General features: G+C 63.3%; 25 protein-coding genes and 1 tRNA gene. 12 read left to right on the top strand and 14 right to left on the bottom strand.

Features of this window, described 5'->3' with window-relative positions; translation table 11 throughout:
- Nucleotide 1: 1 nt before the first annotated feature.
- From ACREB4_RS04095 to ACREB4_RS04070, 6 genes are all read right to left on the bottom strand, one after another.
- A complete protein-coding gene (locus tag ACREB4_RS04095) occupies nucleotides 2-799 on the bottom strand; it encodes an ABC transporter ATP-binding protein (RefSeq protein WP_431586918.1) in 798 nt (265 codons plus the stop codon).
- A 2-nt stretch (nucleotides 800-801) separates the two neighbouring features.
- Entirely contained in the window at nucleotides 802-2,094 is a 1,293-nt protein-coding gene (locus tag ACREB4_RS04090) for a branched-chain amino acid ABC transporter permease (protein ID WP_431586917.1), read from the bottom strand.
- Nucleotides 2,095-2,097: 3 nt separating this feature from the next.
- A complete protein-coding gene (locus ACREB4_RS04085; protein ID WP_431586916.1) occupies nucleotides 2,098-3,123 on the bottom strand; it encodes a branched-chain amino acid ABC transporter permease in 1,026 nt (341 codons plus the stop codon).
- 106 nt (nucleotides 3,124-3,229) lie between these two features.
- Nucleotides 3,230-4,465 (bottom strand): branched-chain amino acid ABC transporter substrate-binding protein, encoded by a 1,236-nt coding sequence (locus tag ACREB4_RS04080; protein WP_431586915.1) that lies wholly within the window; start codon nucleotides 4,463-4,465, stop codon nucleotides 3,230-3,232.
- A 199-nt stretch (nucleotides 4,466-4,664) separates the two neighbouring features.
- A complete protein-coding gene (locus ACREB4_RS04075; RefSeq protein ID WP_431586914.1) occupies nucleotides 4,665-6,296 on the bottom strand; it encodes a 3-(methylthio)propionyl-CoA ligase in 1,632 nt (543 codons plus the stop codon).
- Between the two features lie 152 nt (nucleotides 6,297-6,448).
- Complete coding sequence (locus ACREB4_RS04070; protein ID WP_431586913.1) at nucleotides 6,449-6,892, bottom strand: acyl-CoA thioesterase; 444 nt, start codon at nucleotides 6,890-6,892, stop codon at nucleotides 6,449-6,451.
- Between the two features lie 85 nt (nucleotides 6,893-6,977).
- Here ACREB4_RS04070 and ACREB4_RS04065 point away from each other — a divergent pair, with 85 nt between their 5' ends.
- The 5 genes from ACREB4_RS04065 (at nucleotide 6,978) to ACREB4_RS04045 (ending at nucleotide 11,396) form a co-directional block, all read left to right on the top strand.
- The gene (locus ACREB4_RS04065) at nucleotides 6,978-7,619 is read left to right on the top strand and encodes a TetR/AcrR family transcriptional regulator (RefSeq protein WP_431586912.1); all 642 of its coding nucleotides are present in this window, start codon (nucleotides 6,978-6,980) and stop codon (nucleotides 7,617-7,619) included.
- A gap of 101 nt (nucleotides 7,620-7,720) precedes the next feature.
- Nucleotides 7,721-8,374 carry a protein-L-isoaspartate O-methyltransferase family protein gene (locus ACREB4_RS04060; RefSeq protein WP_431586911.1) on the top strand — a complete coding sequence of 218 codons (654 nt, stop codon included), beginning with the start codon at nucleotides 7,721-7,723 and terminating at the stop codon, nucleotides 8,372-8,374.
- A gap of 57 nt (nucleotides 8,375-8,431) precedes the next feature.
- Entirely contained in the window at nucleotides 8,432-9,823 is a 1,392-nt protein-coding gene (locus ACREB4_RS04055; RefSeq protein WP_431586910.1) for a TolC family outer membrane protein, read from the top strand.
- Between the two features lie 214 nt (nucleotides 9,824-10,037).
- Entirely contained in the window at nucleotides 10,038-10,694 is a 657-nt protein-coding gene (locus tag ACREB4_RS04050) for a hypothetical protein (protein ID WP_431586909.1), read from the top strand.
- Between the two features lie 12 nt (nucleotides 10,695-10,706).
- On the top strand, nucleotides 10,707-11,396 hold the full coding sequence (locus ACREB4_RS04045) for a PEP-CTERM sorting domain-containing protein (protein WP_431586908.1): 690 nt from the start codon (nucleotides 10,707-10,709) through the stop codon (nucleotides 11,394-11,396).
- Between the two features lie 78 nt (nucleotides 11,397-11,474).
- Here ACREB4_RS04045 and ACREB4_RS04040 read toward each other — a convergent pair.
- The 6 genes from ACREB4_RS04040 to petA form a co-directional block, all read right to left on the bottom strand.
- Nucleotides 11,475-11,550, bottom strand: a tRNA-Thr gene (locus tag ACREB4_RS04040).
- Nucleotides 11,551-11,599: 49 nt separating this feature from the next.
- Nucleotides 11,600-12,223 (bottom strand): ClpXP protease specificity-enhancing factor, encoded by a 624-nt coding sequence (locus tag ACREB4_RS04035; protein WP_431586907.1) that lies wholly within the window; start codon nucleotides 12,221-12,223, stop codon nucleotides 11,600-11,602.
- Nucleotides 12,224-12,245: 22 nt separating this feature from the next.
- Nucleotides 12,246-12,857, bottom strand: a complete 612-nt coding sequence (locus ACREB4_RS04030) for a glutathione S-transferase N-terminal domain-containing protein (RefSeq protein ID WP_230179166.1) — start codon at nucleotides 12,855-12,857, stop codon at nucleotides 12,246-12,248.
- Between the two features lie 111 nt (nucleotides 12,858-12,968).
- The gene (locus tag ACREB4_RS04025; protein WP_431586906.1) at nucleotides 12,969-13,733 is read right to left on the bottom strand and encodes a cytochrome c1; all 765 of its coding nucleotides are present in this window, start codon (nucleotides 13,731-13,733) and stop codon (nucleotides 12,969-12,971) included.
- A 22-nt stretch (nucleotides 13,734-13,755) separates the two neighbouring features.
- Nucleotides 13,756-15,156, bottom strand: coding sequence for a cytochrome b (locus tag ACREB4_RS04020; protein WP_431586905.1), 1,401 nt, complete (start codon nucleotides 15,154-15,156; stop codon nucleotides 13,756-13,758).
- Between the two features lie 14 nt (nucleotides 15,157-15,170).
- Nucleotides 15,171-15,770 carry a ubiquinol-cytochrome c reductase iron-sulfur subunit gene (gene petA / locus ACREB4_RS04015; RefSeq protein ID WP_431586904.1) on the bottom strand — a complete coding sequence of 200 codons (600 nt, stop codon included), beginning with the start codon at nucleotides 15,768-15,770 and terminating at the stop codon, nucleotides 15,171-15,173.
- A gap of 137 nt (nucleotides 15,771-15,907) precedes the next feature.
- Here petA and mscL point away from each other — a divergent pair, with 137 nt between their 5' ends.
- Both mscL and ACREB4_RS04005 read left to right on the top strand, forming a co-directional pair.
- Nucleotides 15,908-16,327, top strand: coding sequence for a large conductance mechanosensitive channel protein MscL (gene mscL, locus ACREB4_RS04010; protein ID WP_431586903.1), 420 nt, complete (start codon nucleotides 15,908-15,910; stop codon nucleotides 16,325-16,327).
- Between the two features lie 110 nt (nucleotides 16,328-16,437).
- The gene (locus tag ACREB4_RS04005) at nucleotides 16,438-18,933 is read left to right on the top strand and encodes a DUF1631 family protein (protein WP_431586902.1); all 2,496 of its coding nucleotides are present in this window, start codon (nucleotides 16,438-16,440) and stop codon (nucleotides 18,931-18,933) included.
- 6 nt (nucleotides 18,934-18,939) lie between these two features.
- On the opposite strand, the gene pdxA is transcribed toward ACREB4_RS04005, so the two are convergent.
- On the bottom strand, nucleotides 18,940-20,004 hold the full coding sequence (gene pdxA / locus ACREB4_RS04000) for a 4-hydroxythreonine-4-phosphate dehydrogenase PdxA (protein ID WP_431586901.1): 1,065 nt from the start codon (nucleotides 20,002-20,004) through the stop codon (nucleotides 18,940-18,942).
- A 76-nt stretch (nucleotides 20,005-20,080) separates the two neighbouring features.
- Between pdxA and hisI the strand changes: the two genes are divergently transcribed.
- The 5 genes from hisI to tatC all read left to right on the top strand — a co-directional run bounded on the left by hisI (nucleotide 20,081) and on the right by tatC (nucleotide 22,544).
- Nucleotides 20,081-20,470 carry a phosphoribosyl-AMP cyclohydrolase gene (gene hisI / locus ACREB4_RS03995; protein WP_431586900.1) on the top strand — a complete coding sequence of 130 codons (390 nt, stop codon included), beginning with the start codon at nucleotides 20,081-20,083 and terminating at the stop codon, nucleotides 20,468-20,470.
- On the top strand, nucleotides 20,470-20,835 hold the full coding sequence (locus ACREB4_RS03990; protein ID WP_431586899.1) for a phosphoribosyl-ATP diphosphatase: 366 nt from the start codon (nucleotides 20,470-20,472) through the stop codon (nucleotides 20,833-20,835). Before hisI ends, ACREB4_RS03990 begins: the two co-directional genes overlap by 1 nt.
- A gap of 118 nt (nucleotides 20,836-20,953) precedes the next feature.
- Nucleotides 20,954-21,202, top strand: a complete 249-nt coding sequence (gene tatA, locus ACREB4_RS03985) for a Sec-independent protein translocase subunit TatA (RefSeq protein WP_431586898.1) — start codon at nucleotides 20,954-20,956, stop codon at nucleotides 21,200-21,202.
- 28 nt (nucleotides 21,203-21,230) lie between these two features.
- Nucleotides 21,231-21,728, top strand: a complete 498-nt coding sequence (locus tag ACREB4_RS03980) for a Sec-independent protein translocase subunit TatA/TatB (protein ID WP_431586897.1) — start codon at nucleotides 21,231-21,233, stop codon at nucleotides 21,726-21,728.
- Nucleotides 21,729-21,740: 12 nt separating this feature from the next.
- Nucleotides 21,741-22,544, top strand: a complete 804-nt coding sequence (gene tatC / locus ACREB4_RS03975) for a twin-arginine translocase subunit TatC (RefSeq protein WP_431586896.1) — start codon at nucleotides 21,741-21,743, stop codon at nucleotides 22,542-22,544.
- Here tatC and ACREB4_RS03970 read toward each other — a convergent pair.
- Nucleotides 22,532-23,734 (bottom strand): S1C family serine protease, encoded by a 1,203-nt coding sequence (locus tag ACREB4_RS03970; RefSeq protein ID WP_431586895.1) that lies wholly within the window; start codon nucleotides 23,732-23,734, stop codon nucleotides 22,532-22,534. The two genes, tatC and ACREB4_RS03970, sit on opposite strands and share 13 nt — an antisense overlap.
- Nucleotides 23,735-23,746 lie beyond the last annotated feature (12 nt).

The following is a 23,746-nucleotide window of genomic DNA, read 5'->3' as shown; positions in this document are numbered from 1 at the left end:
GTCAGACTCCGGCTTCGGCGGTTTGCTGGTCGGCCAAGGCCGAGCCCAGGTAGGCTTCGCGCACGCGCTCGTTGCCACGGACTTTTTCAGGCGTGTCGAAGGCGATCACCTCGCCATACACCAGCACCGCGATGCGGTCGGCCAGGCCGAACACCACGCCCATGTCGTGCTCCACCGTCAGCAGCGTCTTGCCCACCGTCACCTCGCGGATCAGTTGCACGAAGTTGGCCGTCTCGGATTTGCTCATGCCCGCCGTGGGCTCGTCCAGCAAGATCACCTTGCCACCGCCCGCGATGGTCACGCCGATTTCCAGCGCACGCTGTTCGGCATAGGTCAAGGACGACACGCTGACATCTCGCTTGCGCTGCAGGCGGATCATGCCCAGCACCTCTTCCGCGCGCGCATTGACCGCGTCCAGGCGAGACAGGAAGCGCCAGAAGGCGTAGCGCTCACCCATGGACCACAGCACCGCGCAACGGATGTTCTCGAACACGCTCAGGCGCGGGAACAGGTTCGAGATCTGAAAGCTGCGGGCCAGGCCACGGCGGTTGACCTCATAAGGCTTGAAGCCCTGGATGGCCTCGCCGTGCAGGCGGATCTCGCCGCTGCTGGGCGCCATGCGGCCGCTGATCAGGTTGAACAAGGTGGACTTGCCAGCGCCGTTGGGCCCGATCAGCGCCACCCGTTCGCCTTCGCGCACGGCCAGGTTGGCGCCACGGATGATCTCGGTCTTGCCGAAAGATTTGCGCACATCGCGCAGCTCCAGCGCCAGGCCCTGTGAGGAATTGGATTCAGCCATGGTCATGCCGCCGCGCGGCGTTGGGTTTCAACTTCGATGTCGGACTGGATCTGCTCCCAGTGCCGCGAGAACCTGCGCCGCACCTGGTCGAACAAAACGCCGCCGATCAGCACCAGCAAGACCGCCCCCGTCCAGCTGCGCACGCTCTGCGTGTCGAGCATCACGCCCATCAAGGTCATCTGCGGCCCGAGGGCCTCGTTCAACTTGATGTGGTACAGCATCTCGACCATGGCGACCACGCCCAGCATCGTGGCCGCGGCCGTGCCGAACAAGCCGAGGTAAAGCTTCCACAAGCGACTGAGCATGCCGTGGGCATACACCCGGGCATTCATCAGCAGAAGGCTGGCCACGCCGCCCGGCGCGTACATCACCATCACGAGGAAAATCAGCCCCAGGTACAGCAACCAGGCCTTGGTCCACTCCGACAGCAGCACCGTGGCGATCACCATCAGCACCGCGCCGATGATGGGCCCGAAAAAGAACAGCGCACCGCCCAGGAAGGTGAACAGCAGGTAGGCGCCAGACCGGTAGGCGCTGACGACCTCGGCCGTCACGATCTCGAAGTTGAGCGTGTACAAGCCACCGGCCACCCCCGCGAAGAAGCCCGCGATCATGAAGCTGATGAAGCGCACACGCTGGGTGTCGTAGCCGATGAACTCGACCCGCTCAGGGTTGTCGCGCACGGCATTGAGCATGCGGCCCAGCGGCGTGTGCGTGAAGGCATACATCAGCACCGTGCACACGAAGCAGTAAAGGGCGATGAGGTAGTACAGCTGCGTCTGTGGCCCGAAGGTGATGCCCATCACCGATTCGCCGACCACGCGGTTGCCCGAGATGCCGCCCTCGCCGCCAAAGAACTCCGGCAGCATCAGTGACATGGACCACACCAGTTCGCCCACGCCCAGCGTGATCATGGCGAAGGTGTTGCCCGACTTCTTGGTGGTGACCGCGCCCAGCAAGGCCGCCACCAGCAAGCCACCCAGGCCGCCCACCAAAGGGATCAGGCTGACCGGGATGGCCCACGCGCCCTCGGACACTTTGTTCAGCGTGTGGATGGCCGCGAAGGAACCCAGCCCCGAATACACGGCATGCCCAAAGCTGAGCATGCCGCCCTGCCCCAACAAGATGTTGTAGGAGAGGCAGACGATGATGGCGATGCCCATCTGGCACAGCATGGTCATCGCCAGACTGCTGTTCCACAGCAAGGGCGACACCAGCAGGATCAGGGCGTAGAGGCTCCAGACCAGGCCACGGCCCAGGTTGAGCGGTTTGAATCGATACAGCTTGGTAGACATGGTTTATTCGTCGCGTGTGCCAAGCAAGCCCTTGGGCCTGAAGATCAGTATCAAGACCAGCAGCAGGTAAGGCAGGATCGGGCCCATCTGCGACACGGTGATCTTGAGCAGGGGATAAGCGAGGCTGTCGTAGTTCACCGTCCAGCCCATGGATTGCATCAGCGTGACCAGGGACACGTCCACCGTCACCGCCAGGGTCTGGATCAGGCCGATCAGCAGCGAGGCCACGAAAGCCCCCGCCAACGAGCCCATGCCGCCCACGACCACCACCACGAAAATGATGGTGCCCACCGAGGTGGCCATGTTGGGCTCGGTCACGAAGGCATTGCCACCAATGACGCCGGCCAGGCCCGCCAGCGCACAGCCGCCACCGAACACGCCCATCATCACGCGGGGCACGTTGTGGCCCAGGGCCTGCGCCATCTCGGGGTGGGTCAAGGCGGCCTGGATGATCAGGCCGACCCGCGTTCGCGTCAGCAGCAGCCAGATCGAACCCAGCATGAACAAGGCCACGCCCGCCATGAAGGCCCGGTAGGCCGGGAACTGCGTGCAACTGGCGCCGGTGGCCGGGCCGCACAGGCTGTCGGGCGCCACGCCCCACACCATCTGCAGGGCCTGGCCTTTCACGTGGGCCAGGGTGAACAGCGGGCCGGCCAAGGCATCGGGCACGCGGTAGTCCACGGCCGAGGGGCCCCAAACCAGCCGCACCAGTTCCAGGATGACGTATGACAAGCCGAAGGTGACCAGCAATTCAGGCACGTGCCCGAAGGGGTGCACCCGGCGCAGGCTGAAGCGCTCGAACAAGGCGCCCAGCAGGCCAGCGGCCAGCGGCGCCAACACCAGCGCGGGCCAGAAGCCCACCCAGCCGGTGATGGCGTAGGCGAAATAGGCACCCAGCATGTAGAAACTGGCGTGCGCGAAATTGAGCACGCCCATCATGCTGAAGATCAGCGTGAGCCCGGAGCTGAGCATGAACAGCAGCAAGCCGGAACTGACACCATTGAGGATGTTGACGACCAGGGATTCCATGTCGGCGAGGCGTGAACCCTGCTCCATTCAAGACGCCCAGAGGGGCGGAGAGCCCGGGGCGGCGGCCGCCCCGGGTTACTGCTTTAACGACAGCGAAAAGGGTCGATCAGGAAGGACGCTTCATCTGGCAAGACGTGGGCGTGCTCGACACATAGGGGTCGAAGTACTTCACGTTGGCGAAGGTCATGCCGGTGTTCTCGACGTCATAAGGCGCCTTGGCCGAAGTCTTCTGCCAACCCAGGATGAACAGGCCTTGCTGCAACTGGTGGTCACTCTTGCGCATTTCAATTTCGCCGTTGAAGCTCTTGAACTTCAGGCCTTCGATGGCCGAGGCCACCTTGACCGGGTCCGTCGACTTGGCCTTGGCCATGCCCGAGCTCAACAGCGAATAAGCGTGGTAGATCGCGCCGGTGTACCAGTCGTCGTTGAAACGCTTCTTGTACTCGTTGGCGTACTGCGTATAGAGGCCGCCCATGTTGTAATCGGAGTAGCCCACCAGGTAGACACGGCCATCGGCGGCCTTGCCCAAGGCGGTCGGCGTGCCACCGAAGCTGGCGTAGTAGGTGTAGAAGTTGGCGGTCAGGCCCGCGTCGTTGGCGGCCTTGACCAGCAAGGCCAGGTCCGAGCCCCAGTTGCCGGTGATGATCGTGTCGGCGCCTGAAGCCTTGATCTTGGCGATGTAGGGCGCGAAGTCACGCACCTGCGCCAGGGGGTGGAGGTCGTCGCCCACGATCTGCACATCGGGGCGCTTGCGGGCCAGGTTCGACTTGGCGAACTTGGACACTTGCTGGCCGTGCGCGTAGTTCTGGTTGATCAGGTAGACCTTCTTGATCTCGGGCTTGTCCTTCATGAAGGTGGTCATGGCCTCCATCTTCATCGAGGTATCGGCATCCAGGCGGAAGTGCCAGAAGCTGCACTTGCTGTTCGTCAGGTCGGGATCGACGGCCGCGTAGTTCAGGAACACCACCTCCTTGCCAGGGTTGCGTTCGTTGTGCTTGTTGATGGCGTCCACCAGCGCCAGGGCCGCGCCCGAGCCCAGGCCCTGCACCACATAGCGCACGCCTTGGTCGATCGCCGACTTCAGGGCGTTGAGCGATTCGGCGGGCGACAGCTTGTTGTCGATGCTGATGACTTCGAACTTGACGCCCGCCGGGTTGTTGGCGTTGAACTTCTCGGCAAAGAACTGGTAACCGCGCAGCTGGTTCTGACCGATGTTGGCCATCAGGCCCGACAGGGGGTCGATCCAGGCGATCTTGACGGTTTCACCTTTTTGGGCCATCGCGGCACCAGCGCTCAGGGAGGCGGCCACGAAAATACTCAATGCTCGGCGTTGAAAGTTCATGCTTTTTCCTCGGTGGGGTATCGACCAGACACTGAGATTACCCCCCCTAACCCGGGGGGTGATTCAGGGATGACCCGGAATTTCATGGGTTTCCGGACTTTATCTGTCATCACCTCTGCAACCAAGCCCCGAGGCTGTTGCATCGAGCATGAAAAAAGCGCCCCGTGGGGCGCTTCTGGCGTGCTCAAAAAGCAAGTCCTCAAGCCGTGGGCAGCTTGTGGTCCTTGAACTGTTCGCGCAGCTTCAACTTGTAGATCTTGCCCGTGGCGGTGTGCGGGATCTCGTCGGTGAAGACGACGTCGTCGGGCGTCTGCCACTTGGGGATCTTGCCGTCGTAGAAGGCCAGGATTTCTTCGCGCGTGACCTCGGCACCAGGCTTCTTGACCACGACCAGCAGCGGGCGCTCGTCCCACTTCGGGTGGCAGGCCGCGATGGCGGCGGCCTCGTGGATGGCCGGGTGGCCCATGGCGACATTCTCCAGGTCGATCGAGCTGATCCACTCGCCGCCCGACTTGATCACGTCCTTGGAACGGTCGGTGATCTGCATGTAGCCATCGGCGTCGATGGTGGCCACGTCGCCGGTGGGGAACCAGCCACCGTGCAAGGGCGACTTGTCGACCTTGAAATAGCTGCTGATGATCCAGTGACCGCGCACTTCGAGGTCGCCTGGCGTCTTGCCATCCCAAGGCAAGGTCTTGCCCTCGGCATCGACGATGCGCATGTCCACGCCATAAATGCCCTTGCCCTGCTTTTCAAGGATGCGCTGCTTGGCGTCCTTGGGCAGGTCGGCGTGCTTGGCCTTGAGGCGGCTGAGCGTGCCCAGCGGCGACATCTCGGTCATGCCCCAGGCGTGGATCACCTCCACGCCGAAATCGTCCTGCAGCGTCTTGATCATGGCAGGCGGGCAGGCAGCGCCACCCACCACGGTGCTCTTGAAAGTGCTGAACTTCAGCTTGTTGGACTTGACGTGGTTGATCAGGCCCAGCCAGATGGTGGGCACGCCGGCGCTGAAGGTGACCTTCTCGGTCTCGAACAGGTCGAACAGCGAGGCGCCATCGAGGTGATGGCCCGGCAGCACCAGCTTGCAACCGATCAGGGCGGCCGTGTAAGGCAGGCCCCAGGCGTTGACGTGGAACATGGGCACCACGGGCAGCACGGTGTCCTTCGAGGCCACGTTCATGGCATCGGGCAAGGCAGCCGCGTAGGCGTGCAGCACGGTCGAGCGGTGCGAGTACAGCGCGCCTTTGGGGTTGCCGGTCGTGCCCGAGGTGTAGCAAAGGCTGGCCGCGGTGTTCTCGTCGAAGTCGGGCCACTGGTAGTGGCCGTCTTCGGCAGCGATGAGTTCCTCGTAGCACAGCAGGTTCGGGACCGCCGTTTCTTTGGGCATGTGCTCGCGCGAGGTCATCACGACCACGTGCTTGACGGTGGGCAACATGGCCGCCAGCTTGTCGACCAAGGGGAAGATGTTCAGATCGACGAACAGGATCTTGTCCTCGGCGTCGTTGATGATCCAGGCCACCTGCTGCGGGAACAGGCGCGGGTTGATGGTGTGGCAGACCAACTCGGAGCCCGAGACACCGTAATAGATCTCCACGTGGCGGTAGCCATTCCAGGCCAGCGTGCCCACGCGGTCACCGGCCTTCAGGCCCAGGCGCGCCAGGGCTTGCGCCAGTTTGCGCGACCGCAGTTCGATGTCGGTCCAGGTGGTGCGGTGGATGTCGCCTTCCACGCGCTTGGAAACAATCTCGACGTCGCCGTTGTGCCGCGCCGCATGCATCAGCAAGGACGAAATCGACAAGGGCATGTGCATCATTTGGCCCATCAGGCTCATGGGATGTCTCCAGATAAGTGTGAGGTGATACGGAAATTCAGACAACGATCATAGTCAAAATTTGACTTGCCATGACCGTGCCCGCAGAACACTTTTGAAGTTTGCGCCGTCAAGCCGCCTTGCCGACAGGGTGTTTTCGCTCGACCCGCTGGTCAGGTCGCCGCCACCTGCAGGCGCTGAACCGCCTGGGCAAAGTCCGTTGGCAAGGTGGTCGGGCGGCGTGTGGCGCGGTCCACGTACACGTGCACGAAATGCCCGCAGGCCGCGGCCAGGGGCTGGCCTTCGTCGAACAGGCCGATCTCGTAGCGCACGCTGCTGCTCCCAACCTTGGTCACGCGGATGCCGGCTTCGACCTTGCGCGGAAAAGCCAGCGGCGCAAAGTAGTTGCAATGGGTCTCGACCACCAGGCCGATCACCGGGCCTTCGTGGATGTCGAGCACCCCCGCCTCGATCAGGTAGCGGTTCACCGCCGAATCGAAATAGCTGTAATAAGTGACGTTGTTGACATGCCCGTAGATGTCGTTGTCCATCCAGCGCGTCGAGATGGTGTCAAAGTGCGCGTAGGCGCTCCGGGCTTGGGGTTGTGCGCGTTCCATGGGAATGATTATTAACGCTACATTACTGACCAGTCGGTCAGTTAACAACGCTCAGCCTTTGCCTGCCACCAAAACCACCTGCCCTGTGACCTCGCTGATCCAAGCCGTGGGACCAGGCCGCCAACGCCGAAAGGCCGAACGCCCCCAGGAGTTGCTGGAGGCCGCGTTGAGCCTGTTCGTCGAGAAAGGCTTTTCCGCGACACGCACAGAAGAAGTCGCCCGACTGGCCGGGGTGTCCAAGGGCACGCTGTACCTCTACTACCCCAGCAAGGAAGAGTTGTTCAAGGCCGTGGTGCGCGCCCACCTGAGCGAAGTCATCGTCGAAGGCTCCGGCCTCATCGACCAGTTTGAAGGCCCCACATCCGAACTGCTGCACCTGCTGGCCCACACCTGGTGGTCGCGGGTGGGGGCGTCCAAGGCCTCGGGAATCATGCTGGTCATCGTCAACGAGGCCAACAACTTCCCCGACCTGATCCAGTTCTACATGGACGAGGTGGTGGCCCCCGCACACGCCATGCTGAGCAAGGCCGTGCAGCGCGGCATGGACCGAGGAGAATTCCGCCCCATGGACGTGAGCGCGGTCGTGCACGCGTTGATCGCTCCGGTGCATTTCCTGGTGCTTTACCAACATTGCTCGGCGGCTTGTTCCGTCAACCCCGTGCCGCTCGACCCACCCCAATTCATCGCCACCCAGATCGAGCTGTTGCTGCGAGGTTTGGTGAAATGACCAAAAATGCGCACCGTTTCCCGTTGTCCGGGCACTGCAGTTCTTAAAATCCCTGCTTTTTCCCAATATTTATCTTCTCCGACTGCCTCTAGGATGTCTTCATGAACGTCGAACAAGCCCGCTTCAACATGATCGAGCAGCAAATCCGCCCCTGGGATGTGCTGGACAGCTCCATCCTGTCACTCTTGTCCGTCGTGCGCCGCGAGGACTTCGTGCCCGAAGCCCACCGCTCCCTGGCTTTCATGGACCTGGAAGTGCCCCTGGCCGGCGGCCGTGCCATGCTGGCGCCCAAGCTCGAAGCCCGCCTGGTGCAGGACCTGGACCTCGGCAAGCGCGACACCGTGTTGCACATCGGTGCCGGCACCGGCTACGTCACGGCCCTGCTGGCCCACAAGGCCCAGCGCGTCATCGGCCTCGAATCCGATGCCGACCTGGTGCAAGCCGCCCGCGCCAATCTGCGCAAGGCCAGCGTCAACAACGCCGAGATCGTGCAGGCCGACGGCGTCGAGGGTCTGGCTGGCCAAGCCCCCTTCAATGCGATTTTGCTGACGGGTTCGGTGGCCAGCGTGCCACAGACCTTGCTGAACCAGCTCAAGGAAGGTGGCCGCCTCCTGGCCATCGTCGGCGAAGAACCCATCATGCGCGCCCGCCTCTTCACGCGTTTGGCCAACGGCCAATTCAGCAGTGAAGACCTGTTCGACACCACGGCACCCCGCCTGGCTGGCTTCGCCACGCCCAGCCGCTTCCACTTCTGATTCGACAGCGTCACCCCACTTGTCATGACCGCTGCTGCCCCTCAAAGGATTCACAAGATGTTCCCGACCTCGAAACGCCCCGCTCTGCGCCCGGTTGTATGCGCTGCGGCCATTGTGCTGATGGGCCTGTCCTCCTGGGCCGGTGCTCAAACCCAGCAGGCGCGAGCTCAGTCACTGGTGGAGCTTTTCCAGGCAGCCAAGGGTTACGACGCCGCCTACCTGTCGGCCAAGTCGGAAGCGGCCTCGGCCGAGTACAAGGCGGCTCAGGCAAATGCCTTGCGTTTGCCCACCGTCGGCTTCCGCGGCACCATCGACCGCACCAAGCTCGATTCCGACCTGCCAGGCCAGGCCGGTTACCTCGCCACCGGCTACGGCACCCGCAGGGTGCTGGGCCTGTCGGCCAAGCAGCCATTGTTCAACCGCGGCAATGACGCCGATGTGGCCAAGGGCGAACAGGCCCTGATCGCGGCCCAGGCCAGCCTGAAGTCCGCCGAAGATGACCTGGTCGTGCGGCTCACCCAGGCCTACTTCGACGTGCTGGCCTCGCAAGACATCCTGAACACCTCGCAGACCAACAAGAAGGCCTTGTCCGAACAGTTGGCCGCGGCCAAGCGCAACTTCGAAGTCGGCAACGCCACCATCACCGACACCCGCGAAGCCCAGGCACGCTTCGACCTGGCAGGCGCCCAGGAAATCGCCGCCATCAACGACCTGCGCGTCAAGGGCCTGGCGCTGGACCAACTGGTGGGCCAGGTGGATGTCAAGCCACGCGCCCTGATGACGCCCGTCACCCTGCCCGTGCTGATGCCCTCCACCGTTGACGAGTGGACATCGCAGGTCAACCAGTCGCCCAACATCCGCAAGGCCGAAGTGGCCCTGGCCCTGGCCAAGCTCGACACCGAGAAGGCCCGCGCCGGCCACCTGCCCACGCTGGACGCCACGGCATCGATCGTGGACACGAACATCAAGAGCAATGCCCCTGGCGCCGTCGCGGCCCAGACGGCTGCCAACGCAGGCACCAATTCCGCGATCGGCCTGGAGTTGAACGTGCCCCTGTTCGCAGGTTTCGCGGTGCAGAACCGCATCAAGGAAACCCTGGTCGGTGAAGAAAAGGCCGAGCACGACCTGGACAATGCCAGGCGCACCATCACGCTGGGTACGCGCCAGGCTTTCCTGGTGGTCCAGTCGGGCATGGCTCAAGTCAAGGCCTATGAAGCCGCTGAATCGTCGGCCAAGCTGGCGCTGGAAGCCACTCAGCTGGGCTACCGCGTCGGCGTGCGCATCAACAAGGATGTTCTGGACGCGCAGAACCTGCTGGCCAACACCCAGAAGGACCTCTACAAGGCCCGCTACGACGTGCTGGTGGCCAGCATGAAGCTGCGCCAGGCCAGTGGCACGCTCAAGCCCGAAGACCTGGATTTGTACAACAAGCTGCTCGGCCCGCAGTGAAGCCGCTGCACCGCTGAAGCACCACCAAGCCCGCCTCGAGCGGGCTTTTTCATGCCCCTAGTTTGTGAACCGCCAAGCCCCTAGGCCTAGGGAGCCGGGTGAAGTTAGGGGTGTGGCGCGCCCTTGAATGGCCAGACATTGCGGCCATCCGATCAACACCTTGGTCGGTGACCTCATCAATCAATCAGTCAGTCATTCATCAATGGAGCACCTCATGAAACACCCTTGCACGCGGCTTGCCGCCAGCGTTCTCTTCAGCATGGCCGCGGTCACCAACGCCATGGCCGTGGACGGCGTCGAGACCTTCACCAGCGGCGGCAGCTTCTTCAAGCGCGTCGTCACCAACACCAACCCTCAGACCACCAGCACGACCACCTTCCAGGACCTGCCATCGGCCGGCACCACGGTCTTCGTGCCACCTCAAACCACTGTGCTGGTGAGCGCGGCGTTCAACGCGGAAGTCCGTTGCAACAACACCGGCAACACCGCGCAGGACTGGTGCGAAGCCCAGATCTTGATCGGCGGCGTGGAAGGCAGCCCGCAGGCCAGCAGCAATGGCCCTGACACCTTTGCACTCAAGAGCACCAACGCCGGCGGCGAAACCACCGCCTCGTGGGCCGCCCACGGCATGAACCGCTACCGCTGCATCCGCAACACCTCCACCGCCCCGATGGCCGTCAACGTCAAGGTGCAATGGAAGGTGACCAACTTCGCGGGCGCCACGGCCGTGCCCGATTTCTGGGTCGACGACTCAGCGCTGTCCATCGACATGTCGCGCGATTGCACCGTCACCAGCCCCGTCGGTACCGCCGCCTTTGGTGCTGCCGCCGCCAAGCGCACCGCCACCGATGCTCAATCCACCGCCAAGTAAGAGACCGCCACCATGAAACACCACACCACGCCCTCCTTCCCACGTCTGGCCATGGCTTCATTGCTGGCCCTGGCCGCCACCAGCGCGACGCACGCCGCCAACGTCACCCTGTTCGGCGACCGCGCCACCTTCCTGGCCGCCATCGGTGCGGCCCCCCTGGTCACGCAAGACTTCGAGTCATTCGCCGACGGCGCCAATCTCGCCGATGTGGACATCCTGCCTGGCGTGACCGCCTCCACCAACCTGGCCAACCTGGAGGTCTTCCACGGCTCCGGTGACAAGGAGATGTTCGCCACCACGCGCGATCAGCCGGAAGCCGAGTACCACATCAACGTGGGCAACCTGTACAAGTCGTTCGGCTTCGACATCGACGCCTACGACCCGGCCACACCTGGCCCTGGCTTCCTCGACATCTACTTCGTCGATGGCGACACCACCTACCAGGGCATCCCCGTTCTGCCGCTGAACGCCACCGAGAACGACCCGCTGTTCCAGGGCATCATCAGCGACACGGCCATCACCAAGATCGTCTGGCGAGAAGGCCCCGAGATCGGTGGCATCAATTGCTGCGAGGAAACCGCGCTGGACAACTTCGTCGCCGTGCAAGCGGTGCCCGAGCCCAGCACCGCATGGATGCTGCTGGGGGGCCTGAGCATGCTGGGACTGCCCGCCGTGCGTCGGCGCATCGGCCTGGTGCGTTGATGCCAGGCAAGGCCAAGCCAAGCACACGCGCATGAAAAAGGCCTGGGGCTGATGCCACAGGCCTTCTCATTCATCATTTGGTGCCGCTTGTCGGATTCGAACTGACGACCTACCGCTTACAAGGCGGTTGCTCTACCAACTGAGCTAAAGCGGCGCGAAGAACTCGCAAGCGCAGGATTGTACAGCCGCCTGCGCCTTCCATTTCATTTCACGCGACGCAAAGCCGGACGGCCACCCGCGGGCGGGGGCGCATCCGGGGGCTCATCACCCTCGGACGTGACGATGCTCACGGGCGACAGCGCCTTGGTCGGGCTCTTGTCCTCGGACTTGGACGAGGCCTTCGTGCCGGCACGCTCTTTCGAGGGGGCCACACGCGGTGTGCGCGCCAGACGCAAAGGCGAAGCGCCGCGGTCAGCGCCATCAGTGGGCGAGTCACCACCATCGCCATCGACGCCCGGCTCGTCGCCGCCCTCGTCGGACAGCGATGTGCTGGGCACCGGGAAGGCCATGCCCTGCCCGTTCTCACGCGCATAGATGGCGATCACATGGTCCACCGGCACCGAGATTTCACGGGCGATGCCGCCGAAACGCGCCTTGAACTCGACGAACTCATTGCCCAGTTGGAGCTGGGTGGTCGCCTCGAAACTGACGTTGAGGACAATTTCGTTGTTCTTGACGTATTCCTGCGGAACCTGCACCGAACGATCCACATACACCGCCAGGTAAGGCGTGAAGCCGTTGTCGGTGCACCAATCGTGCAAGGCACGAATGAGGTAAGGCCGGGTGGAAGTGCCCTGGCTGTCTGAATCGATCGGCGTCGTGGTCATAGGGTCCGGTGGCAAGTGAACATCACTTGCGCATCACTTTCTCAGACGGGGTAAGCGCCTCGATGTAAGCCGGGCGCGAGAAGATGCGTTCGGCGTACTTTAACAAGGGCAAGGCGTTCTTCGACAGTTCGATGCCGTAGTAATCCAGGCGCCAGAGCAGCGGCGCGATGGCCACGTCGAGCATCGAGAAATCGTCGCCGAGCATGTACTTGTTCTTCAGGAAGATCGGCGCCAGCTGGGTCAGGCGATCGCGGATTTGCGAACGGGCCTTTTCCAGTTGCTTGTCGTTGCCCTTGATGCCACGGCCTTCCAGCACGTTGACGTGGGCGAACAGCTCCTTCTCGAAGTTGAGCAGGAACAGGCGGACGCGCGCACGCGCCACCGGATCGCCCGGCATCAGCTGGGGATGCGGGAAACGCTCATCAATGTACTCATTGATGATGTGCGACTCATACAGGATCAGATCGCGCTCAACGAGGATGGGCACCTCGTTGTACGGGTTCATCAAAGCGATGTCTTCCGGCTTGGCAAAAATATCGACGTCCCGGATCTCGAAATCCATGCCCTTTTCAAACAGCACAAAGCGGCAGCGATGCGAGTAGGGGCAGGTCGTTCCGGAGTAAAGCACCATCATGGCGGAGGACTCCTCAGTGACAAAAAGAAGGATTGTGGCGCAAATGCCAGGCAAAAATAAAGCGCAGTGGCTTCCGGCAGGACAGCCACTGCGCTAAAAGCTCTCGAAACGTTACTTCACGTCTTTCCAGAAAGACGCATTCAGGCGCCAGGCAATGACGAGGAAGATGCTCAAGAAAATCAGCACACCCACGCCAATTCGGACACGCTGCCCTTGCATGGGCTCGCCCATCCACTGCAGATAGGCCACCAGGTCGGCCATCTGGCTGTCGAACTCCTGGGGCTTGAGTTTGCCTTCGGTCAGTTGCTCGAAACCTTCGAACTTGTGGATTTTCTTGCTGGGGTCGTGCGGATCTTGTTCTTCCACGAACTTGGCGGCACGCTGGCCCTGCAGCTCCCACAGCACATGTGGCATGCCCACGTTGGGGAACACGGTGTTGTTCCAGCCGGTGGGGCGCTCGTCGTCACGGTAGAAACCGCGCAGGTAGGTGTAGAGGTAGTCGGCCCCGGAGCCGGCATGGCTGGCGCGGGAACGGGCCACCAGGGTCAGGTCGGGCGGCGTGGCGCCAAACCAGGCCTTGGCGTCCTTGGCGTCCATCGACACCTTCATGGTGTCGCCGACCTTTTCAGTGGCGAACAGCAGGTTGTCCTTGATCTGCTTTTCGGTCAGGCCGATGTCCCTCAGGCGGTTGTAGCGCATGAAGGCCGCGGAATGGCAGTTCAGGCAATAGTTGACGAACAGCCGGGCGCCGTTCTGCAAGGCCGCCAGGTCGGTCACCCGCTCATAGGGAAAGCGGTCCAGCACCAGCTCGGTGTTGGCGTGTGCGCCGCCCATCAGGGCGAAGACGGCCAGCAAGGAGGCAAGGATTTTCTTCATGTTGTGTCTCTCCTGCGGGCGGTCAGTGGGCGTCGAAAGTCACGCGGTCGGGCACCGGCTTGAAGGTGCCCAACTGGCTCCACCAAGGCATCAGCAGGAAGAAGCCAAAGTAGAAGATGGTGCCGACCTGGGCCACGATCGTGCCCACCGTCGATGGGGGCTGAATGCCCAGGTAGCCCAGCACCGCGAAGAAGATCACGAACAGGCCATAGATGTACTTGACCCAGTCCGGCCGGTAGCGGATGGACTTGACCGGGCTGTGGTCCAGCCAGGGCAGGAACACCAGGATGACCACCGCGCCGCCCATCACCACCACGCCCCAGAACTTGGCGTCGAAGGTCTTGAGCAGGAACACACCGATGACGGCCGCCACCAGCGCCACGACCTTGGCCTGGATGCTGCCCTTGCCCTTGACGAGGTTCAGCACGGCGGCCAGCCCGACGATGATGCACAGCACATTGACAAGGTCGTCGGTGGTGGCGCGCAGCATCGAATAGAAGGGCGTGAAGTACCAGACCGGCGCGATGTGCGATGGCGTCTGGAAGGGATCGGCCGGGATGAAGTTGTTGTACTCCAGGAAGTAGCCGCTCGCTTCAGGGGCGAAGAAGATCACCGCCGTGAAAACGATCAGGAAGCCGGCCACCCCCATGATGTCGTGCACGGTGTAGTAGGGGTGGAAAGGGATGCCATCCAGGGGGCGGCCCTGGGCGTCCTTCTTGGCCTTGATCTCGACACCATCGGGGTTGTTCGAGCCCACTTCGTGCAAGGCGATCAAGTGCGCCACCACCAGGCCCAGCAGCACCAGCGGCACCGCGATGACGTGCAGCGAGAAGAAGCGGTTGAGGGTGGCATCGCCCACGACGTAGTCGCCGCGGATCAGGATGGCCAAGTCAGGCCCGATGAAGGGGATGGCGGCGAACAGGTTGATGATCACCTGGGCGCCCCAGTACGACATCTGGCCCCAGGGCAGCAGGTAGCCCATGAAGGCCTCGGCCATCAGGCACAGGAAGATCAGGCAACCGAACACCCAGACCAGTTCGCGCGGGGTGCGGTAGGAGCCGTAGATCAGTCCGCGGTACATGTGCAGGTAGACCACCACGAAGAAGGCCGAGGCCCCGGTGGAGTGCATGTAGCGCACCAGCCAGCCCCAGGGCACGTCCCGCATGATGTACTCGACCGAGGCGAAGGCCAGGTTCGCGTCGGGCTTGTAATTCATGACCAGGAAAATGCCGGTCACGATCTGGATCACCAGCACCAGCAGCGCCAGCGAACCGAAGAAATACCAGAAATTGAAGTTCTTGGGCGCGTAGTACTCGGCCGCGTGTTCGTTCCACAGCTTGGTGGCCGGGAAACGATTGTCGACCCAGTTCATCAGCTTGGCGCCAGCACTGGCGCCGGCGGGCGCTTCTTTGAATTCAGCCATGTCGACCTCTCCTGTCAGGCTTTTTTGTCTTCACCGATGAGAATCGTGGTGTCTGACAGGTACATGTGTTGCGGCACTTCAAGATTGTCCGGAGCGGGCTTGTTCTTGAAAACACGGCCTGCCAGGTCAAAGGTTGAACCATGGCAGGGACACAGGAAACCGCCTGGCCAGTTGTCCGGCAGCGAGGGCTGCGCGCCGGCCTGGAACTTGGAAGTGGGGGAGCAACCCAGGTGCGTGCAGATGCCCACCGCGACGAACACGTCGTTCTTGATGGAACGGTGCACATTGCGGGCGTACTCGGGGGTGAGTTCGTCGGGCTTGCGTTTGGAATCGGGGTCCGCCAACTCGCCCGCCAGTTTGTCCAGCGCCGCCACCTGTTCCGCCGTGCGGCGAACGATCCAGACCGGCTTGCCCCGCCATTCGGCGGTCATCATGTCGCCGGGCTTGAGCCCGCTGATGTCGACCTCGACCGAGGAACCGGCCGCGAGAGCACGTTCGGACGGCTGGAAAGTGAGGGCAAAAGGCACGGCGGCGGCCACGCCGCCCGCGCCACCTGCGACGCAGGCGACTGTCACCCAGGTCCGGCGGCTTTGATCCACTGGCTGATTGCTCATGGTTGAGATGGCTTGAGTTGGGGGTCAGCCTGGAATTCTAGCGGACGCAGCACGCCAAAGTTGACAAGGCTGGGTTTCCGTTAATACTGCCCGGAACCGTTCAACAACACATTTCGTTCAAAAGAAGGAGCAAGCCGATGGGTTTCGCCAGTGAATTCAAGCAATTCGCCGTCAAGGGCAATGTTGTCGACCTCGCCGTGGGTGTCATCATCGGTGGCGCCTTCGGGAAAATCGTGGATTCGGTCGTGAATGACCTGATCATGCCCATCGTGGGCAAGGTGGTCGGCGGCCTGGATTTTTCTAATTACTACATTGCCTTGGCCGGACAAACTCCGGGTTTGCCATTAGCCGAAGCCAAAAAAGCCGGCGCGGTATTCGCCTACGGTAATTTCCTGACCGTGGCCTTGAATTTCATGATCCTGGCTTTCATCATTTTCCTGATGATCAAACAGATCAACCGGCTCAAGAAAGAGTCCGAGCCGGCCGCCCCTCCGCCGGCCCCAACGCCGGAAGACATCATCCTGCTCCGCGAGATTCGTGACAGTTTGAAACAATAGCGAAAGAAGGGGCCGGAGCGGTCGATATCCAGAGATCAAAAGAAGTCCCTTTCTGGGACAGTGGTGGCGCAGCAATGCAAACCCTTGATTGAACTGACTGGACCCGCCCTGTGACCGACCCCCGTCTTGAACCCGTTTTGCAGGCATCGCTCGGCCGCATCCAGGTGGCGATGGCGGAGGCCGTGGACAAGGCCGGTGGGCAACTGGGCCTGCTGGCGACTTCCGCCACCAGCAATGCCCAACGCCAGTTGCTGATGACGGCCGAGTTCGACCTCCAGCGCAAGACCTCCGCGCTCAGCCAGGCGTTCATGGCCGAACTGCGCAAGCGCGTCAACAAGGACGCCAAGCGCCAGCCCGCCGCCGGGGCCGCCTATGCCGAAACCGACTGGGATGCACTGAGCCTGGTCGACAACGCCGAGGTCGAGCGCAACGTGGTGGCCGAACGGCTGGCACAGAGCCTGAGCCAGGATTGCGAGGCCTCGTTCAAGGACGTGCACGATCACCTGAGTCCGCTTCTTGAAGACAACCTGGCGGAACACAACCCCTTGCGGCCTCAGACCGTGAGTGGTGCGCTGCTGGAAGCCCTGACCGAGGTCAGCACCGACCCAGAAGTGAGCACCCTGCTGGCACAGCACATCGGCCGCCACCTGGGCGCCGCGCTGAAGGCCTGCTACGAGCAGACGGTGACGGAGCTCAAATCACAAGGCGTTCGCCCCGCTGGCCCGGTCAGCCCCAACAAATTCCGGGCATCCAGCCAAGGCGGCAGGACCACCAGCCCTGGCAGCCTGTCCACCCAGCCTGGCAGCTTCTCCGACACGGCGCCAGGCCCCAGCCAGCATGGCGGCCACAGCGGGAACACGCCTCTGCAGGCGCATCAACGCGCGGCCAAAGCGCTGAGCGAGATGTTTGGCGTGTCCATGCCAGCCTCGGCGTTCAACGCACCACAAGGCGGGGGGCACTCCGGCATGGGTGGCATGGGTGGCGTTCCCCACTCCGGGTTCCAAGGCGCGGGCGGCGGCGAGTTCAACGCCCTGATCCGCCGACTCAACAGCGTGCCTTACCTTCAAGGTTGGGGCAATGTGGACAACGGCTCTCTGGCCTCGTCTGCCGACTTCGCCAGCACCTTCCCCGGCGTGCCCATCGAGGGCGCGAGCCAGGGCGGATTCGCCAGCCCGATGATGGCCGTGAACATGATCCGCGCGCACCGCGACGAACTGGTTCGCGCCAGTGGCGGCGCCGCGCTCGATCAGATGGTCATCGACATCGTGGCGGCCTTGTTCGACCAGGTTTTGTCGGACCCCAAGGTCTCGCCGCAGATGGCCCGCCAGATCGCCCGGCTGCAACTGCCTGTGCTGCGCGTGGCCTTGCAGGACATGGGCTTTTTCAGCTCGCGCAAGCACCCGGTGCGGCGTTTCGTGAACCGCATCGCCACGCTGTCGGCCGCTTTCGACGACTACGAGCAAGGCGCCGGCCAGTCTTATCTGGCCCGCGTCACCGCGCTGGTCGACGACGTGACCGAAGGCGACTTCGACAAAATGGACTTGTACGAGTCCAAACTGACGGAGCTGGAAGCCTTCATCGACGAGCAGAACCGCCAGGAAAGCGCCGAGAACGCCGCGGTGGCCGCCTTGCTCAGCGGCAAGGAAGCCGACCTGCGCGTGCAGCAACGCTACATGCAGGTGCTCAAGAAAGAGCTGGCCTCGGTGGAAATGCCCGAGTTCGTCCGCGACTTCCTGACCCAGATCTGGAGCCAGGTGCAGGTCATGGCCAGTGCCCGGGACGGCGCGCAATCGGTGCTGGCGCAACGTGTCAAAAAAGCCGGCCGCGACCTGGCTTTGAGTGTTCAGCCCAAGGGCAGCCCGCAGTTGCGCAAGGAGTTTCTGATGAAACTGCCGGCGCTCATGAAAGACCTGAACGAGGGCCTGGCCCTGATCCAGTGGTCGGAAGAAGCCAAGCAGGATTTCTTCTCGAAACTGCTGCCCTCGCACGCCGAGTCGCTCAAGGCCCAGCCCCAGCACGACCTGACGGTGCGCATGCTCGAAGCGCAGCTCAGCAAGGTCGAGAAGATCAGCATCCCCAGCCGGGAAGAAGCCGCCAACGACCCGCTGCCAGCTTCCCTGGACGACATCGCCCAGGCGCCCACCCTGACCGTCGTCACCGCCTTGAGCGCCGACGAGATCAAGCAAGCCGGTTTCATGCCGGAGGCCGCCTTGGCCAACGAGCCGCTGGACATCGACCTGGACAGCGCCGGCCCAAGCGACCCCAGCCTGCTGGACATCGACATCAACCTGGACGCGCCGCCCACGCCATCGGCCGGGGCCCAATTGGTGCACCACATCAACAAGGGCACGGCCTACCAGATGCTGATGCAGGGCGAATGGAAGCGCGTGCGCCTGACGTGGATCAGCGAGGGCCGCAGCTTTTTCATCTTCACGCAGGGCCACCAGCACAAGCAGACCATTTCGCTGACCTCGCGGACCCTGGCCAAGATGTGCGACACCGGCCGCTTCAAAGCCTTCGAGCAATCCGAACTGATCGAGCGCGCCACGATGCGCGCGCGCCGCCAGTTGGCCGCCCTGGCCGCAGGCACCAAGTCCGCCGCCTGAGCCTCGTCAGGCGCGCTGCCGCCCCGCCACCAACTGGCGCGCCATGCGCCAGGCCTGGCGCAGGCTGGAAGGGTCGGCCCTGCCCGTGCCCGCTAGGTCGAAGGCGGTGCCGTGGTCCGGACTGGTCCGCACGAAGGGCAAACCCAAGGTCACATTGACCCCGTGGTCCAGGCCCATGTATTTGACCGGGATGAGTCCCTGGTCGTGGTACATCGCGATCACCACGTCAAACTCGCCAGGGTGGCCCACCGCATGCCGGGCCCGCATGAACACCGTGTCGGGCGCCAGGGGGCCGGTCACGTCCATGCCCGAAGCCCGGGCCGCCTCGATGGCGGGGCCGATGATGCGGAGCTCCTCGTCGCCAAACAAGCCACCTTCGCCAGCGTGTGGGTTCAGGCCCGCGACCGCGATGCGGGGACGGACCAGGCCCCAAGACCGCGCGCTGTCGTGCGTGATGCGGATGGTTTCCAGCACAGCCTCGAAGGTGACCGCGTCGATCGCCTGCCGCAGGGCCATGTGGATGGTCACCAGCACGGTTTTCAGCTCGTCGTTGGCCAGCATCATCCGCACCGGGGCGGGCGGCTGGCCAGGCGGCGTGCCTTCGGCCTGCAGCAACTCGGTGTGGCCCGGGTAAGGCTCGCCCGCCAGGGCAAGCGCTTCCTTGTGCAAGGGCGCGGTGACGATGCCCGCCACGACACCCGTTTGCGCCAGGCGCACCGCCCCGCGGATGCAGGCCGCAGCCGCCCGCCCGGCGCGCACGTCCACCTGGCCCAGCGGCGCCTGGATCAGATCATCTGGTAAGCCCGGCGGCGCCCAGACGGGCATCGCCCCCTCAGGCACCCGATCCCAGTCTTCCGGGTGCTGGACTTCAAACACTTCCGGCGCATTGCCCCCCCTGGTATTCGCCACCCAGGCAGCTGCCCGGCTAAGGATCTGTGGCGATCCCAGCACCAGCGTGCGCCGAATGTCTGAATCCAGCCAGAGGCGAGCGATGATTTCCGGACCGATGCCGCAGGCATCTCCCATGGTCAGCGCCAGCACGGGTTCCTTGAAAAGCGGTTGAACAGCCATGCGATGGATTGTGCTCCAACGCCGGAATGCACCACCTTGGCGCCACCCTGGCATCGCGATTGCTACACTAGCACCCATGAATTGGTTGGATGACATTCGCTGGGATGACCAGGGCCTCGTGCCCGTGATCGCGCAAGAAGACAGCACAGGCGATGTGCTGATGTTCGCATGGATGAACCGCGAGGCCTTGGCGCGCACCGCCGAGATCGGCGAGGCCGTCTACTGGAGCCGTTCGCGCAAGCGCCTGTGGCACAAGGGCGAAGAATCCGGCCACACGCAAAAAGTGCACGCCATTCGCATGGACTGTGACAACGATGTCGTCCTGCTGCGCGTTGAGCAACTCGGCCACACACCGGGCATCGCCTGCCACACCGGCCGCCACAGCTGCTTTTTCCAGAAATACGAGCAGGGCCAGTGGGTGAGCGTGGACCCCGTCCTCAAAGACCCCGAGCACATCTACAAGTGATGAGTGAATCCCAGGTTTCCACCACTGACATCCTTCTGCGCGTGGCCGCCGTCATCGAGTCACGCAAGGGCGGCGATCCGGACAAGAGCTACGTGGCCCGGCTGTTCCACAAAGGCACCGACACGATCCTGAAAAAAGTGGGCGAAGAGGCCACCGAGACGGTGCTGGCGGCGAAGGACGCCGCTCTGCAGCCCAGCCCCGAGCACAGCAAGGCCTTGGTGGGGGAATTCGCCGATTTGTGGTTTCATTCCATGGTGGCCATGGCCCAGTTCGGCCTCAGCCCCGCCGACGTCGTGGCCGAACTGGCCCGCCGCGAAGGCTTGTCCGGCTTGGAAGAATTCGCCTCGCGTCAGGCCAAGCCATGAGCCCCCCGAAGCAATGGACTCCACGGGGTCATCAATCAAGGGCAAGATGTTGGGTGACCACCTGACATCCTGCGGTTATTTTTTGTTTTTGGTCGAAAGACCGGTTTAGGAGAACGACATGGGTTCATTCAGCATTTGGCACTGGTTGATCGTGCTGGTGATCGTGATGCTGGTGTTTGGCACCAAGAAGCTCAAGAACATTGGCAGTGACTTGGGTTCCGCCGTGAAGGGCTTCAAGGACGGCATGAAGGACGGCGGCACGACCGACGCTTCCGCAGCGCCTGGCACGCCAGCCAACCAGCAGGTCACCAACCATGCCCGCACCGACGCCAACACCGTTGACGTCGAAGCCAAGACCAAGTCGTGATGGACGCGTCCGCGAGGACCGTTGAGCCATGATCGATTTCGGCATTGACAAGCTCGCGCTGATCGGCGCGGTGGCCCTGGTCGTGATCGGGCCGGAGAAACTGCCGCGCGTCGCGCGCACGGTGGGCTTGCTCGTGGGCAAGGCCCAGCGCTATGTTTCGCAGGTGCAGTCCGAGGTGAACCGCTCCATCGAGCTCGAAGAACTGAAGAAGTTCAAGAGCGGTGTCGAGGACGCGGCGCGCCACGTGGAGCAGACCGTCTCGGACGACGTCCTCGATGCGCAACGCGAGATCAACTCCGCCATGGGCAGTGGCCTGTCGGAAGGCTATGACAGCGGCACGCACGAAACCTCGTACCACCGCTTCGACGCCAGGCCGCCCGTCCGCAAGAACTGGCGGCTCAAGCGCGCTGCCATGCCGATTTGGTACAAACAGCAAAATGGCGTGCGCCGCCATGTCCAGTCGGGCGCGGCGCGCGTGGCGCGGTTCCGCCCGCCTGCCGCGACTGCACGCTCCCGCCAACCTTGATGTGACCCCTTTGTGAGCGACAACGATCCCAAGCAGCCCGAACTGGAGGGCGCCGAACAGCCCTTCGTTGCCCACCTCATCGAACTGCGCGATCGCCTGATCCGCGCCGCCTTGGCCATTGGCCTGGCTTTCGCCATCCTGGCCATCTACCCCGGCCCGGCCCACCTGTACGACATGCTGGCCGCCCCCCTGGTGGCCCATTTGCCCAAAGGCGCCACCCTGATCGCCACCAGCGTGATCTCGCCCTTCATGGTGCCCATCAAGATCACCATGATGGCCGCCTTCCTGCTGGCCTTGCCCGTGGTGCTGTACCAGCTGTGGTCCTTCGTGGCCCCAGGGCTCTACACGCACGAGAAGAAGCTGGTGATGCCACTGATCGTGTCCAGCACCCTGCTCTTCTTCCTGGGCGTGGCCTTTTGCTACTTCTTCGTGTTCGGGCAGGTGTTCGCCTTCATCCAGAGCTTTGCCCCCAAGAGCATCACCGCCGCCCCCGACATCGAGGCCTACCTGAGCTTCGTGCTCAACATGTTCCTGGCTTTTGGCGCGGCCTTCGAAGTGCCCGTGGTGCTGGTGATTTTGGCGCACATGGGCATCGTGTCCGTCGACAAGCTCAAGGACTTCCGCCGCTATTTCATCGTGATCGCCTTCGTGATCGCCGCCGTGGTCACGCCGCCCGACGTGGTGTCGCAACTGGCGCTGGCCATCCCGATGTGCGTGCTTTACGAAGTCGGCATCTGGGCCGCCCAATGGTCGGGCAAACCCAAGGACGAAGCCGCCTCAGAGGCAACTTCGTCCTCTTCCGATCACTCTTCCTGAGGGACTTCCTGGCGGCTGACTTCGCTGTTGCGCGAGGCCTTGGGGCGCTGCGCGGCGACCACGTCCAGCGCCAGCACCTTGCCCCCGCGCTGCACCGTGATCCTGGCGGGCTCGCCAGGCTTGAGGCTGGCCACCGCATTGAGCAGTTGCGAGGTGTTGGCCACCGGCGTCTGCGCGATCTGAACCACCACGTCTCCGGGATGCACGCCCCCTTGCGCCGCCGGGCCGTTCTGCAGCACGCCCGTGATCAACACACCATCCTTGAGCGGCAGGTTGAAGGTTTCGGCGATTTCGGCCGTCAGGTCACGGGGCTCCACACCGATCCAGCCACGCGTGACCTGGCCATCGCGGATCAGGCTTTCGAGCACGTGCTGGGCCGTGGACACCGGGATGGCGAAGCCAATCCCCAGGCTGCCCCCGGAACGGGAATAGATGGCGCTGTTGATGCCCATCAGGCTGCCGGACGAGTCCACCAAGGCCCCGCCTGAATTGCCAGGGTTGATGGCCGCGTCGGTCTGGATGAAGTTCTCGAAGGTGTTGATGCCCAACTGGTTGCGGCCCAGGGCGCTGACGATGCCCGCAGTGACGGTCTGCCCCACGCCAAAGGGGTTGCCGATGGCCAGCACGGCGTCGCCCACCTGCAAGGTGTCGGAGTTGCCGAAGGTGATGGCGGGCAGGCGGTCCAGCTCGATCTTGAGCACCGCCAGGTCGGTCTCGGGATCGCTCCCGATGACCTTGGCGCGCGCCTTGCGGCCATCGGTGAGCATCACCTCGATGTCGTCCATGCGTTCGACCACGTGGTTGTTCGTGAGCACATAACCGTTGGACGACACGATCACGCCCGACCCGATGCCCGACTGCGGCTGGTTGTTGCCCTGTTCACCGAAGAAGTACCGGAACCAGGGATCGCTCTGGCGGCTGCCACGGCGTGATGCGGCCTTGCTGGACGTCACCACGCTGACCACGGCGGGCGCGGCGCGCTTGGTCGCTTCACTGAAGCTGAGCACGGGCGTGGTGGCCGCCACCCCGCCCGCCGACCGGTTGACCACCGGTGCCGTGATGACGGTGGCTGGCTGGTGCTGCCGCCAGGGCATAGACTGCAACCACTCCGGCTTGAGCGTGGACACGACGAACAAGCCCGCCACGAACACCGTGACGGCTTGCGAGAAAATCATCCAAAGTTTGCGCATTGAACCCACAGA

This window comes from Aquabacterium sp. (assembly GCF_050725395.1).
In the GTDB taxonomy this organism is placed as follows: Bacteria; Pseudomonadota; Gammaproteobacteria; order Burkholderiales; family Burkholderiaceae_C; genus Aquabacterium.
The sequence above is the reverse complement of the archived record's forward strand: the minus strand, read 5'-3'. Positions and strand labels throughout refer to the sequence as shown.